This window comes from Peptoniphilus gorbachii, assembly GCF_016908115.1.
GTDB lineage: Bacteria > Bacillota > Clostridia > Tissierellales > Peptoniphilaceae > Peptoniphilus_A > Peptoniphilus_A gorbachii.
Genome location: NZ_JAFBDH010000003.1, coordinates 105,782 through 119,559, shown reverse-complemented (window position 1 = coordinate 119,559; position 13,778 = coordinate 105,782). Strand labels below are relative to the sequence as shown.

Sequence of the window (13,778 nt, the reverse complement as noted above, 5' to 3'; positions counted from 1 at the left end):
CTCTCCATTAACTTATCGGCTAACTTAGATAAAACAAAATAAATAGCGAACCATATTATGGCTTCATAGATTATATTTAATTCTACAAACTTTCTTATAAGTACAACTATTATCCAAGTAATTAATGCAATTTTTAGGCCCTTACTTTTCATATTATTCCTTTCTTTCTTTTGATTTGTATTATTGTGCTTTACTAAAATATATCACAATTATCTATAAATTTCTACGATTCTACTTCTCTTTTTCTTCATTAAAATTCTTTAAAATTCCACTAATTTCAGCTGAGTCCATAAAGTCATAAATCTTCCAGTGACTTGGCAGCAAAAATTTGTAGGGCTCAAGGGAAAATCTCTTATCCATTAAAAGAATTTTTCCTCTGTCATTTTCTGTTCTTATAACGCGTCCCGCCGCTTGCACAACTTTTATCATGCCAGGATAAATGTAGGCGTACTCGTAACCTCTATTGTATTTTTTTTGGAAGTGGCTCTTTAATATATTTCTCTCATAAGATAGTCCAGGTAGCCCCACAGTTATAATGGCGACACCTCTTAATCTCTCTCCAATTAAGTCTACTCCTTCAGAAAAAACTCCCCCCATAACTGCAAAAGCCTTAGTGCTAGAAGAAAAGGTAAAATTATTTAAAAATTCTTGGCGGTCACTTTCTGACATTTCCCTATCCTGTTTTACTGCATCAGGGTCTACTTTAAGATATTTTTCGTAGACACTTTCCATAAAGGAATAAGAGGGGAAAAAGAAAATATAGTTTCCCTCATCATTAGAAAAATTTTTAAGATTTTCAATTATTTCATCAATTGAATTTTCTCTATCTCTATAAACTGTTGAGATTTTATTGTTTCTAAGAACTGCTAAATTTTCTGGATCAAAGGGCGATTTTATCTTGTAATAGTTCGTCCTTTCATCTGCTCCTAAAAGTTTCCCATAATATTTTATTGGGTTTAGGGTTGCTGAGAAAAATACAGAAGACCTTGGAGTCCTCAAAATATTTTCAAAAATTGGCGCAATATCTAAGGATTTTATTTTTACAGAGTCATGGCTTTTTATGGAGACAAAGTCCTTGTTGTAGTATTCCAAAATTTTTATGTACTTAAAAATTTTAAAATAAATGTCAAGAGCATCTTCATAACCTTCAATTTCCTTGTCCTTAGTTAAAAAATCATTCATGGAAAAAACTAGTTTCTCCACTTCTCCATTAAATTTTAAAAAAGAATCATAAGTGTAATAAGTTTTATCTCCCAAATTTTTAAATTCTTCTATTGCACTCACAAGATGTTTTCTGCTTGCCTTTCTCTTTTTTGGAAGGAGTTCTAAAAGTTTTTCCAAGTCTCCAATAAAAACTTCTGCCGAATACATTTCTCTACCTCTTTCCAATAGATTGTGGCTCTCGTCTACTAAGAGGCTAAATTTTAGCATAGAGTTTTCAAAAAATCTCTTTAAATAAACTGTTGGGTCAAATATATAATTGTAGTCGCATACAATAAAGTCAGAAAAGTCCAATAAGTCCAATTGATATTCAAAGGGACAGACCATGTGAAGCCTTGCAAATTTTTCTATATTTTCTCTGGAAAAATCATCGCAGGAGTCAAAAATATCTATTATGGCGTCATTTACCCTATCAAAATGTCCCTTGGCATAGGGACAATCCTTGGGATTGCAAGAAACTTTGTCATTTAAGCAAATTTTTTCCTTTGCAGTAACAATTGTAATCTTTAGTTTTAATTTTTTATTTAAAAGTCTTTCTAGAGCATCTTTTGCAGCTTGTTTACCCGTAGACCTTGCCACTAGATAAAAGGCCTTGTCAATTTTATCTTCTCCCATGGCTTTTATTGTTGGAAAAATCGTAGAAATGGACTTGCCAATGCCCGTTGGCGCCTCTACAAATAATTTATTTTCATCATCAATTGTATTATAAACTGCAACTGAAAGTTCTCTTTGACCCTTTCTAAAATTTTTAAAGGGAAATTTTAATTTTTTTATGGACTCATCCCTTGTATCTTTCCACTGGACAATTCTCTTGGAAAACTCCAAATATTCCATTAAAGTTTCCATGAAAAAGTCACGAAGTTCTCCAAAGGAAAAATTCTTTTTTATATTTAAAGTTTCTTCTGTTTCAAGTTGGTAGTAAGTCAGCATGACATTTATTTTGTCAAGTTCATAGTCCTTGGCATAAATATAGGCGTAGCACTTTGCCTGTGCCCAGTGCATTATATTTTCTTCCTTTTTAAGATCTTCTAAGTCTCTTGTAGTTGATTTTATTTCGTCAACTGTAACTTCATCTGAAACTTCAATTCCGTCGGCGCGACCTTCCACAGTGAAATTTATGTCTTCAATTTCTTCTGTAGTTCTCAAAAAAACTTCTGTCAAAAAATCTTTGGAGTATTCCCTTTGGACTTTTTGATGTGCTCTTATGCCCTCGACAGCTCTTTTGTTGGAAAAAAATCTCCTGTCGATGTCGCCAGACCTCTTGACGAATTCTATTAAATTTCTTACAGAGATTTTTACTTCCTTCACGCTAATCCTTCCTTATTTAAAATTATTTCTTAAAAATTATTCTAAATCTAAAAAATCAAGTTGTCTTAAAGCTTCAAACAAAATAATATTTGCAGAATTCGACAAATTTAAACTCCTTCCATAATCCTTTAACATGGGAATTCTTATTGCCATGTCATAATTTCCAAAAATTAAATCTTCAGGAAGACCTCGAGTTTCTGGTCCAAAAACTATAAAGTCGCCATCCTTAAATTTCACATCAGAATATTTTTTCTTTGCCTTAGTAGAGGCAAGATAAAAATTGCTATCTGGATATTTTTCCACAAGTTCATCATAGGAATCGTAATAATTTATATCTACAAGATGCCAATAATCAAGCCCTGCCCTTTTTAGGTGTTTATCGTCAACAGAAAAACCAAGCGGCTTTATAAGATGAAGCCTAGTGTGAGTAAGTCCACAAGTTCTTGCAATTGCACCTGTGTTAAAGGGAATTTCCGGTTCATAAAATACTATATTTAACATTTTTTGTCTCCTTCTAAAATTTCTATGGCACATTTAAGTCCATCAAGGGCAGAAGAAATTATTCCTCCAGAATAACCTGCACCCTCTCCTATTGGAAATAAATTTTCAACTTTTATGCTTCTATAATTATCTCTTACAATTTTAACTGGCGAAGATGTCCTTGTTTCCACTCCCGTTAGGATTGCGTCATCACTTGAAAATCCATGAACTCTTTTATCCATGACCCTTAAGGCATTTTTTATAGCCTGATTAATAGATTCTGGATAAATTTTATTTAAATCGGCAAAAACATAACCTGGCTTAAAAGTTGGTCTGACTTCTCCAAGTTCTTCTGTAACTCTATTTTCAAAAAAGTCTTTCACTCTTTGCACTGGTGCCTTGCCCTGACCCATTTCATAGGCTTTCTTTTCAATTTCATTTTGAAAATTCATGCCAGCTAAATTTTCCTCTCCAAAAATTTTATCATCAATAGTAGCAACTATTGCTGAATTTGAATTTTCACCAGATCTATCGTGATAAGACATGCCATTTACGCAGAGCTCACCTTTTATTGAAGAAGAGTTTACTACATAGCCGCCAGGACACATGCAAAAGGTGTAAACAGAATGGGCTTCATTTTTATCTGTAACATTTAGCTGATAAGTTGCTGCTGGAAGTTTATCTGATAGCATGCCATACTGAGCTTTTTCAATATTTTCCCTTAAATGCTCAATTCTAAAGCCTACAGCAAAGGGTTTTTGCTCAAGTAAATTATATTTATCAAGCATAGAAAAAGTATCTCTTGCAGAATTTCCAAGAGCCAAGATATAGGCATCGGCAGAATATTCTCCCTTGTCTGTTATAATTTTATTGATTTTTCCATTTTTTATGTCAAGATCTAAAAGTTTTTCGCTGAATTTATATCTTGCGCCCTGAGTCTCAATTTCACGTCTCATGTTTTTTATAACATGGCGCAAAATATCTGTACCAATGTGGGGCTTTTGCTCGTATAAAATATCTTCTGGTGCGCCATTTTTCACAAAGATGTCAAAAACATGAGAAACCCTCTTATCTTTTGATCTGGATGTAAGTTTTCCGTCAGAAAAAGTTCCTGCACCACCTTCTCCAAATTGCACATTGGAATTTTCATCAAGCTCACCACTTTCGTGAAGTCTTTCAATGTCCTTTACCCTTTCATCAACAGCCTTGCCTTTTTCAATTAGAGTTACCTTTACGCCCTCTTTTGAAAGTAAATAGGCAGCAAAAAGTCCCGCAGGTCCAGTTCCAACTATGACCGCAGTTTTTATATTATTAATATTTTTAACTTCAAGCTTTTCTTCTTGAAATTCATCAATATTATTTTTAAGTCTCTTAATAGTTTTCTTGTCTATGTCTTTTAAATCAAGGTCCACTAAAACTTGGTAGACATAATTAATTTCACGTCTGGCATCTAGGGATTTTTTGTAAATTTTATAGTCAAAATCCTTTTTGTTTAGTTCCTTTTCAATTTTCCCTCGCAAAAACTTTTCGTCCTTGTCGTAGGGAACTTTAATATTTCTTAAAATAATCATATTTTCACCAAAAACATTATAACACGAAAAAATCCCATTTTAACAAATTGTCCTTAATGCTATAATAAAAAAGGAGGTAATAATGAAAAAAGATTTATCTTACATAAAAATTATAATTATTGCAGTCATACTTGCCCTTGTAATAAGGACTTTTCTCTTTAATATAGTTAGAGTTCAGCAAACTTCAATGTATCCAACTGTAAAACCCAATGACATAATTTTGTCCTCATCCCTTTACAGATTCAAAAGAGATTTTAAGAGAGGAGACATTGTTGTCTTTAAATCTTCTTCTGAAAATAAAATGCTAATTAAAAGAATTGTTGGACTTCCTGGAGAAAAGATTGAAATTTATGATGGCTCAATTTATATTGACGGAAAAATTTTAGAGGAAAAATATTTTAAGGAAAAACCCTACACCCTATCACCAACAAGGGATTTTGAAATAAAAGAGGATGAATTATTTGTCCTTGGCGATAACAGAAGTCCTGGAGGATCTGTGGATTCGAGGATTTTTGGTCCCATTAAAATAAAAGATATAAAATCCCATCCTTTTTATAGAATTTTTCCAATAAATTCAAAGAAATTTATAAATGAAATAAACTAAAATAGAGACCTCATTGGGTCTCTTTTATTTTTGGCAAAATTATTTCAAATATGGTTCCTATACTTTCGCCCTTTTCATTTATATTGTCTAAAATTTTTATATCTCCTCTTAATTTTTCCATAATATTTTTTACGAGATTTAAGCCAATTCCGTATCCTCCACTTTTTCGATTTCTGGATCCATCAACTCTATAAAATAAATCAAAAACTTTATCTTTATCTTCATCACTTATGCCAATGCCAGTATCTCTTACTTCAATAAAATAATTTTTTTCATTCTCTTTAAAATAAAAATTAAGACTTCCGCCCTCAATGTTATAAAGTATTCCATTTTTACCAAGATTAAAAAGAACTCTCTCTAACAAAATGTCATTAGAATAAATTATTTTATTTTCCACATTAGAAATAATCTTAACATTTTTTTCTTCTGCCCTATCCTCCAAGTCAAAGGCAACTTCTTCCACTAAATCTTTTATGTTAAAATTTCTTAAAAGGGCATTTTCCCTGCGATTTAAAAATAAAAGTGATTCAATAATTTTTGAAATCCTATCAATATTTTCGTCAAAATTATCTATTAAATCTTTTAACTCTCCATCAGAAATTTTATTTTTCATTAGATAAATTTCAAGAGAGGACTTCATTATGGAAATTGGTGTGTTTAACTCATGGGCAATTGCCGATGAAAGAGATTTTTCCCTTGCATAGCTTGAATAAATTTTATCAAGGGACTTTTCAAAGGCAAGAGAAAGTTCCTCAATTTCCTGAGACTCCCCTGGCATATATATATTTTCTTCACTCTTTATATTATCTACATCAATTTTTTGAACTCTTTCCTTTAATTTTTTTAGTGGTCTTAAAAGTCTTGAAACTAAGACATAATAACCAAGAGATCCAAGAGCAATTGTTGAGGAAATAACTATAAGAGAAAAGTTTTTTATCTCTTTTGTAGATTTTAATTTAGAATCTTCAAGGACTATGAAATAATTGTCGCCCTTTTTCCCTTCTTCCTGGACAATTTTTTCGCCAATATCTAAAATTCTTTTTTCTTGATACTTGCCAATAATGTAATTAGATGTAGCAGTCATAATTATAAAAATTAAAATTATGGAAAAAATCAGCTTGAAAACCAGAGTATTCTTAATATCTTTAATTTTCTTCATCAATAATATAGCCCTTTCCTATTTCATTTCTTATAATATTTTTTCCTAATTTTGCCTTTAATTTTTTTCTAAGGGCAGACATGTGAACTCTAACAACATTGGAAAATATATCTACTTCATCATTCCAAACATGTTCCATGAGTTCTTCTGTTGTGACATATCTTCCCAAATTGAAAAATAAATATTCCAAGATGCCGGCTTCCTTAGCTGTAAGTTTTAAATTTTCTCCCTTTATATTAAAAGTTCTCTTTGTTGTGTCAAAACTTATGCCCTTTGTTTCTATCACTGCATCTTTTATTGTAGTTTTTCTTCTAAGTAGTGACCTAATTCTCGCCTTTAATTCCTCAAAGTGAAAGGGCTTTAAGACATAGTCATTTGCTCCAAGATCAAAACCCCTTACCCTATCATCAATATCAGAAAGGGCAGTAAGCATAATAATATTTACTTCCCTATCCCTAGCTCTAACTTCTTTTAAAATTTCAAATCCGTCTTTTTGGGGCAAATTTATATCTAAAATAATGAGGTCATAATCATTTGTAAAAGCCATAAAAGATCCTTCTTCACCATCAAGGGCTGTGTCAACAGCATAACCACAGTGAACTAAGCCTTCTTTTATAGTTTCCAAAAGTTTTTCTTCATCTTCAACAAGTAAAATTTTCATTTTTTTCTCTTCCATTTTTCGTGATAAACCCTGTAATTTGGATCAAAGATTTCAGATTTATCCAGCAATTCAAAATCCTTAAAGTCTGGAATGAAAGTATCTGCACCTTCAACTACAGTGTCCACTCTTGTCACAATAAGCTCATCAATCCTATCCCACAAAAGTTTTACTATTTCTGCTCCACCAATTACAAAAACTTCCTTGTCTGGATACTTTTTCATAATATTTTCAAGTTTTTCTATTGAATCAACATAAAATAAATCTTTTTTATCTTCTCTATTTGATCTTGTAAAAACAACAGAAATTCTATTGGGAAGTTGTCTTCCAATAGCATCCAGGGTGTGTCTACCCATTACAATAATATTATTTGTAGTGTATTCTTTAAACATTTCTAAATCATTATCTACAAATAAAATTTGTTCTCCATCCTTTGCAATGGCATTTTTATTGTCAACTAATATAAGTAATTTCATTTTATCCCCCTATAAATATGTCTTAGATTAATCCTATCTTACCAAAAAATATTCAAATTGTTTTTATAATTAATACTTTTTATAAAAAATTTTTACACAAATGAATTTATTGTAAATTTATCTTGAAATTTTTATCTTTCTCTGCTATACTAATGTTGTTATGGCGACATAGCCAAGTGGTAAGGCACGGGTCTGCAACACCCTTATCACCGGTTCAAATCCGGTTGTCGCCTCCATAATAATCTACTGATTTTTATTCAGTAGATTTTTTTTTATTTAAATTACTTAACACTTTCTATTGCTTCTAAAATATTTCCATCGGGATCGTAAAAATATATTGCCTTGCTTTTTCCAAATCCATATTTACTTGAATCAAAAACTTGTGGCTCTGACATAACTTTTACACCACTATCTACTAAAAAATTATAAAACTTTTCAATATCTTCTACTTCAAAGCAAAGTTCTGAAATAGAAGTTTTAAAAAGAGATGGACTATCTTTTTTAACTTGTTCTCTTTCAAAGTTTATTAACTCCACATCTGGGTATCCATCACCTTCCTTAGAACTTAAATAACAAACTTTTACGCTTAAATCTTTGCCATTAAATAATTTATCTGTGGACTCACCTTCCATATACATATAGGTAAGAAAGCCCTAGAATATCTCTATAAAATTTTATGGATCTATCAAGATCTGTTACAGTGAGACCAATGTGTGCAATACTTTTTATCATAAAAACCTCCAAATTTCTATCTTAAAAAATAAAATAAATACAAACTTTTGTAATTTTTCAGTCTTATATAAATTTATACCCTGAAAAATAAAATTTTTATAAAAAAAGCAGCCCGAAAGCTGCTAATTTCATTTTTCCTTTATAATTTCTATTGCTTTTTTAAGTTGAGTGTCTGTGTCCATGTAATCAATTCCAATTCCCTTAATATTTTCTGGAAGTTCAATTTCTATGTCTGGTTTTATTCCAATTTTATTAATGGACTTACCCTTTGGAGTAAAATATTCTGAGGTTGTAAGTTTTAAACCATCGCCTTCAGGCAAAGATATTACATTTTGCACTACGCCTTTTCCATAAGTTGTCTTTCCAATAATTTTTGCTCTATCAAGATCTCTTATGGCACCAGATAAAATTTCTGATGCAGAGGCAGAGCCTTCATTAACAAGTACAACCATTTTGATGTCATTATACTTGTCGTCTAATTTATAATCTTGAACTATTTCACCCTTGTTGTCTTTTAAAGTTACAAAAGTGGATTTTGGAAGAATCGCATCGCCTATTTCAACTGCAGCGTCAACTACGCCGCCAGGATTTCCTCTCATGTCAAGGATTATTCCCTTTACGCCTTCTTTTGTAAGTTCATTTAAAGCCTTTACAAAGTCCTTTCCAGTTTCTTCATCAAACATTGTTATGCCAATGTAGCCAATGTCTCCAATTTTATTTTTTATAATAGAATCGATTTTAATTTCTTCTCTTTTAATTTCAACTTCTTTTGTCTTTAAATTTTTCTTTTTTAGAAGCAAAATTTTAACAGTAGTTCCCTTTTCGCCACGCATTTCCTTTGATGCTTCATTTATTTTTTCTGCAGAAAAATCTTTTCCATTGATTTTTAAAATTTTATCTCCAGATTCTACTCCAGCTCTATCAGCAGGCGAACCCTTAATTGGCGAAATTACTGTCACAGTTCCGTCTTCATCGGGAGAAATTATAACTCCAATGCCTTGAAATTTTCCCGTAGTAGTTTCAGATAATTTTTTCATTTCATCTGATGTAAGATATTGTGAATAAGGGTCAGCTAAACCTGCAACGAGACCTTTTAAAAGACCAGCTTCTAAATTTTCATCTTTAATATCTTTATTGTAAAGATAATTTTCTCTCAAATATTTTTCTAAGACTATTACCTTGCCAAAATTTTCATTGGAAGATAAAACCTGTCTTACAGTTATTATTCTTGTAACAAAAGCAGTTGTAATCACAAGAAGTACAACTGCTATAATTTTTAAAAATTTATTATTTTTCATTAAACATATCCCAATGGATTTACAGGAGATCCATTAACCCTCACTTCAAAATGTAAATGTGCTCCTGTTGAAAGACCAGTTGAACCAACAAAGGCAATAACATCGCCAGCTTTTACAGATTCGCCAACACCTACATTTAGAGTTGAACAGTGAGCATACACTGTAACTGTGTCGCCATGATCAACCATTACTACATTTCCATAACCACTCATTAGCTTTGACATAATTACTGTACCAGACTTGGCAGCAACAATTGGCGTGCCACTTGGTGCAGGAATATCTACTCCTGAGTGAAATTTTGAATAGCCAAGTATTGGGTGTATTCTATATCCAAAAGGTGAGGAAATAGAATAGTGACCAGGTACTGGCCAAGTATAACTTTGTCCATTTCTAGGTGCAGAAGATACGGAAATATTGCTGTGAACTCTAGTAGCCTTTCTTGCTCTTGCAGCAGCTTCTTCAGCCTTCTTTTGTTCTGAAATTTGTTTTTGAAGTCTTACTATTTCTGCATCTAAACTATCCCAATTTGCTTGAGCTTTTTCAAATTCTGCCTTGTATAATTCTAAGTTTGACTCTAAAACCTTCATGTAATTATTTTTTGCATCAATAGCAGCTTGATAAGTTTGTCTTTCATTTATGACTGCTGCCTTATTTGCTGATAATTTAGCCTTATCTATTTGAAGTCTTTGTTCACTTTCCTTTATAGTTTCAATTTGTTCACCAATAAATTCAATTAATTCTCTATCAGCCTTAGCTATAGAAGAAATAATTTCATTATTTCTAAGTAATTCTTCTATGTCCTTAGAGTTTAAAATTACTTCAAGGAAATTAACATTACCTCTCTTATACATTTCTCTTAGTCTCATACGAAGTGCTTCTGTATTTTCCTCAAGATTTACTTGAGCTTCTTCTAGTTTATCTTGATTTTCTTTTATGTCTTTATTTAAACTACTAATTTCACCTTCTAAAGTTGAAATTTTTGCAGAAGTTACTTGAATTCTTTCATCTAAATTGACAATTTCATCATTTACAACTTTCTTTTCACTTTCAGTATTTGAAATATTGCTTTTTTGCTTTTTTATTTTATTTTTTACTTCTCTTTGTTCTTGTTTCTTTTTATTTTTTTCAATAGTTAGACTCTTTGAACTCTTAGCAATAGCACCACTTGGGACAGCCATAAGTGCTGCTAGACATATTGCAAGAATCTTTTTCTTACTATACATCACTAATTTTCACCTACACATCCAAAAATTTTTTAGTTGAAAATAAACTTCCAAAGAAGCCTATTCCCACTCCAATACAAAGGAAGATTATAAATAAATCTGTCCTAATAGCAAGAGCGGACACCAAATCCACATGAGTAATATCATAGAGTTGAGGATTTAATCTGTCGAATAAAATTTCATAGAGTTTCATAGTTATAAATCCTGCTATCAAAGCACCAACTACACCAAAAATTATTCCATTAATTAGGAAAGGTCCTCTTATATAGGTATTAGTTGCCCCAACATATTTCATGATGTTTATTTCTTTTCTTCTATTTGAAATTGCAATCTTAATAGTATTGTGAATAATTAGAACAGATACAAGAAATAAAATAAGAACTATTCCTGCTCCAACATACTTTACTCCATTTTGAACTTTTATCATTTGAGTAACAAAATCATAATAATAATTGTGATCTTCAACAATTGGAAGGTCCTTGTATTTATCTTCTATTTCTTTTCCATAAGATAATTTCTTCATTTCAACAGTAACTGATGCTGGTAGAGGGTTTCCACCAGGAATATTTTCTAATATTTTGGAATTATCTCCAAAACTTTCTTTAAATTCCTTTAAAGCTTCATCTCTTGAAACATAAGAAACTTTTTTAACCTTATTATTGTTATGAAGTTCGTCAATAAAATCATTGACATCACTTGGGCTTGCCTCATCTTTTAAGAAGAAAACAACCTTATCCAACTTTTCTCCAGTTTGGTAAGCAAATCCATTTAAGTTTACTATCATAAGCATTACAACGCCAAAAAGTGTCAGCATTGCAGCAATGGATATAATAGATGTAAAAGACATTGTCTTATTTCTCCAAAGGCCAGAAAAAGATTCTTTCACAACATTAAAGAACTGTCTTATTATTTTCATAATAACCTCCTTCTTTAATATCTGAAATAATTTGTCCTTGATCTAAAGTTACAACTCTCTTGTTAAATTTATTTACAATATTAACTGCATGAGTTGCCATTATGACAGTTTTACCATCATCATTAATATTTTTTAAAGCACTCATAATGTCCCAAGCTGTAGACTCATCAAGATTTCCTGTTGGTTCATCACATACAAGGTAGGGTGCTTTATTTACTATCGCTCTTGCTATAGAAGCTCTTTGTGATTCTCCACCAGAAAGTTCAGATGGATAAGCTTTTTTCTTGTCACTTAAATTTACAAGATCAAGAGCATAATCAACTTTTTCATTTATTTCTTTTTTTGACTCTCCAAGAATTTCAAGGGCAAAAGCCACATTTTCATAAACAGTCTTTTTTTCTAATAGTCTGTAGTCTTGGAACACAACAGAAATATTTCTCCTTAACTTAGGTATCATATATTTAGATAGTTTTGTTATTTCATTGTCGCCAATATAAATTTTTCCACGATTAGCTTTTTCTTCTCTAATTAAAAGTTTAATCATAGTAGATTTTCCGGCGCCAGATGGTCCAACTAAAAATAAAAAATCACCACGAGGTATTTCTATACTTACATTTGAAAGTGCAGTAACACCATTGTTGTATTCCTTAAATACATTTTCAAATTTAATCATAATTACACCTTTCTATAATCTCTAATAATTATATTACAAAGTGGTTACAAATGTACAGTGAATTTATTAATTTTATGTATTTTTTCAATTATTCTAAATATTTTTAAATTTTTTCAAAAAAAATATTTTACATTTCAAAAGACATCGTGTATAATTTTGAAGTAAAAAAGTAATTTATTTAAATGTTGTTTAAATGTAGGAGGAATTATGCAAAGATACATTGGAACAGTAGTACGTGGAATCCGTACACCGATTGTAAAAAGTGGAGACAATCTAGTAGATATTGTCGTTGATTCCCTAGGAAAAGCTCTTGAATCAGAAAATATTTCTATGAAAGATAGAGATGTTGTCGCAGTAACAGAATCACTTGTTGCAAGAGCTCAAAATAATTATGTCTCTATAGATGACATTGCTTGTGATATTAATAATAAATATGATGGAGAAATCGGAATTGTATTTCCTATTTTAAGTCGTAACAGATTTTCAACAATATTAAGAGGAATCGCAAAATCAGGAAAGAAAATCCATTTTCTATTCTCCTACCCTTCTGATGAAGTTGGAAACTCACTAATGGATCCAAACCTTCTTTATGAAGCAAAGATCAATCCTTTCACAGATGTGCTAGAAGAAAAAGATTATAGAAGAATTTTTGGTGAAGTTGTTAAACACGAATTTACAGGTATTGACTATGTAAGTCTTTACAAAGAAATTTGTGGCGGCAACTGTGAAATCCACTTCTCAAATGATCCTAAGACAATTTTAAATTATACAGATGAAGTTCTTATTGGTTCAACTCACACAAGATTTTCTATTAAGAGACTTCTAAAAGATGCAGGAGCAAAAGTTGTTCTTGGCCTTGATGATATCTTAAATGAATCAATTAATGGCAGTGGTTTTAATAAAGATTTTGGTCTTCTTGGATCAAACTTTGCATCTGAAAGCAAATTAAAATTATTCCCAAGAGATGGTGAAGAATTTGTAAATGCTGTTCAAAAGAAATTAATTGATAAATACAATAAAGAAATCGAAGTAATGATTTATGGCGACGGTGCCTTTAAAGATCCAGTAGGAAAAATTTGGGAACTTGCTGACCCAGTAGTTTCTCCTGCTCACACTAAGGGACTTGCTGGAACACCAAGCGAACTTAAAATAAAATATATTGCAGATACTGATCTTAAAGACATGGATGCAGAACATGCAACTGCTGCAATGAAAGAAAAAATTTCTCACAAAAATAAAGATTTAGTTGGAACTAATGAAACTCTTGGAACAACACCAAGAAGAATCACTGACTTATTAGGAAGTCTTTGTGACTTGACTAGTGGTTCAGGAGACAAAGGAACTCCAGTAGTTTTAATTCAAGGTTACTTCGATAACTTTGCAACTGAATAATTAATCTAAAAATATAAATTTAAGGAGCCTCGGCTCCTTTTTTTTTTTTGTATATTTTTAAAGCTCT

Annotated in this window: 14 protein-coding genes and 1 tRNA gene; 3 read left to right on the top strand and 12 right to left on the bottom strand. The window is 31.2% G+C overall.

The window, feature by feature from the left end; translation table 11 throughout:
- Positions 1-231: 231 nt before the first annotated feature.
- The 3 genes from JOD41_RS04005 to JOD41_RS03995 are packed head-to-tail and all read right to left on the bottom strand — an operon-like array spanning position 232 to position 4,580.
- The gene (locus JOD41_RS04005) at positions 232-2,529 is read right to left on the bottom strand and encodes a helicase C-terminal domain-containing protein (RefSeq protein WP_205051680.1); all 2,298 of its coding nucleotides are present in this window, start codon (positions 2,527-2,529) and stop codon (positions 232-234) included.
- 36 nt (positions 2,530-2,565) lie between these two features.
- Entirely contained in the window at positions 2,566-3,030 is a 465-nt protein-coding gene (locus JOD41_RS04000) for a tRNA (cytidine(34)-2'-O)-methyltransferase (protein ID WP_156702825.1), read from the bottom strand.
- Positions 3,024-4,580: an NAD(P)/FAD-dependent oxidoreductase gene (locus JOD41_RS03995; protein WP_205051679.1), complete on the bottom strand. Its 1,557-nt coding sequence runs from the start codon at positions 4,578-4,580 to the stop codon at positions 3,024-3,026. Before JOD41_RS03995 ends, JOD41_RS04000 begins: the two co-directional genes overlap by 7 nt.
- 82 nt (positions 4,581-4,662) lie before the next feature.
- Between JOD41_RS03995 and lepB the strand changes: the two genes are divergently transcribed.
- A complete protein-coding gene (gene lepB / locus JOD41_RS03990; RefSeq protein ID WP_205051678.1) occupies positions 4,663-5,184 on the top strand; it encodes a signal peptidase I in 522 nt (173 codons plus the stop codon).
- A 10-nt stretch (positions 5,185-5,194) separates the two neighbouring features.
- Here lepB and JOD41_RS03985 read toward each other — a convergent pair whose 3' ends face one another.
- Genes JOD41_RS03985 through JOD41_RS03975 form a run of 3 tightly spaced genes read right to left on the bottom strand, consistent with a single transcriptional unit; the run spans position 5,195 to position 7,477 of the window.
- Positions 5,195-6,343 carry a sensor histidine kinase gene (locus tag JOD41_RS03985; protein WP_205051677.1) on the bottom strand — a complete coding sequence of 383 codons (1,149 nt, stop codon included), beginning with the start codon at positions 6,341-6,343 and terminating at the stop codon, positions 5,195-5,197.
- The gene (locus tag JOD41_RS03980) at positions 6,330-7,004 is read right to left on the bottom strand and encodes a response regulator transcription factor (protein ID WP_205051676.1); all 675 of its coding nucleotides are present in this window, start codon (positions 7,002-7,004) and stop codon (positions 6,330-6,332) included. Before JOD41_RS03980 ends, JOD41_RS03985 begins: the two co-directional genes overlap by 14 nt.
- The gene (locus JOD41_RS03975) at positions 7,001-7,477 is read right to left on the bottom strand and encodes a dihydrofolate reductase (protein ID WP_205051675.1); all 477 of its coding nucleotides are present in this window, start codon (positions 7,475-7,477) and stop codon (positions 7,001-7,003) included. Before JOD41_RS03975 ends, JOD41_RS03980 begins: the two co-directional genes overlap by 4 nt.
- Positions 7,478-7,639: 162 nt before the next feature.
- On the opposite strand from JOD41_RS03975, the gene JOD41_RS03970 reads away from it, so the two are divergent.
- Positions 7,640-7,713: transfer RNA gene (locus tag JOD41_RS03970), tRNA-Cys, on the top strand.
- Positions 7,714-7,758: 45 nt separating this feature from the next.
- Here JOD41_RS03970 and JOD41_RS03965 read toward each other — a convergent pair.
- The 6 genes from JOD41_RS03965 to ftsE form a co-directional block, all read right to left on the bottom strand.
- The gene (locus JOD41_RS03965) at positions 7,759-8,115 is read right to left on the bottom strand and encodes a VOC family protein (protein WP_239540999.1); all 357 of its coding nucleotides are present in this window, start codon (positions 8,113-8,115) and stop codon (positions 7,759-7,761) included.
- Positions 8,099-8,209: a VOC family protein gene (locus JOD41_RS09175; RefSeq protein WP_239540996.1), complete on the bottom strand. Its 111-nt coding sequence runs from the start codon at positions 8,207-8,209 to the stop codon at positions 8,099-8,101. Before JOD41_RS09175 ends, JOD41_RS03965 begins: the two co-directional genes overlap by 17 nt.
- Positions 8,210-8,337: 128 nt before the next feature.
- A complete protein-coding gene (locus JOD41_RS03960) occupies positions 8,338-9,507 on the bottom strand; it encodes a S41 family peptidase (RefSeq protein WP_205051674.1) in 1,170 nt (389 codons plus the stop codon).
- On the bottom strand, positions 9,507-10,730 hold the full coding sequence (locus tag JOD41_RS03955) for a murein hydrolase activator EnvC family protein (protein ID WP_205051673.1): 1,224 nt from the start codon (positions 10,728-10,730) through the stop codon (positions 9,507-9,509). Before JOD41_RS03955 ends, JOD41_RS03960 begins: the two co-directional genes overlap by 1 nt.
- A 13-nt stretch (positions 10,731-10,743) precedes the next feature.
- Positions 10,744-11,646, bottom strand: a complete 903-nt coding sequence (ftsX, locus tag JOD41_RS03950) for a permease-like cell division protein FtsX (RefSeq protein ID WP_205051672.1) — start codon at positions 11,644-11,646, stop codon at positions 10,744-10,746.
- Positions 11,621-12,319 carry a cell division ATP-binding protein FtsE gene (gene ftsE, locus JOD41_RS03945; RefSeq protein WP_205051671.1) on the bottom strand — a complete coding sequence of 233 codons (699 nt, stop codon included), beginning with the start codon at positions 12,317-12,319 and terminating at the stop codon, positions 11,621-11,623. Before ftsE ends, ftsX begins: the two co-directional genes overlap by 26 nt.
- Before the next feature lie 207 nt (positions 12,320-12,526).
- On the opposite strand from ftsE, the gene JOD41_RS03940 reads away from it, so the two are divergent.
- Positions 12,527-13,711, top strand: a complete 1,185-nt coding sequence (locus JOD41_RS03940; protein ID WP_205051670.1) for a coenzyme F420-0:L-glutamate ligase — start codon at positions 12,527-12,529, stop codon at positions 13,709-13,711.
- Positions 13,712-13,778: the final 67 nt, after the last annotated feature.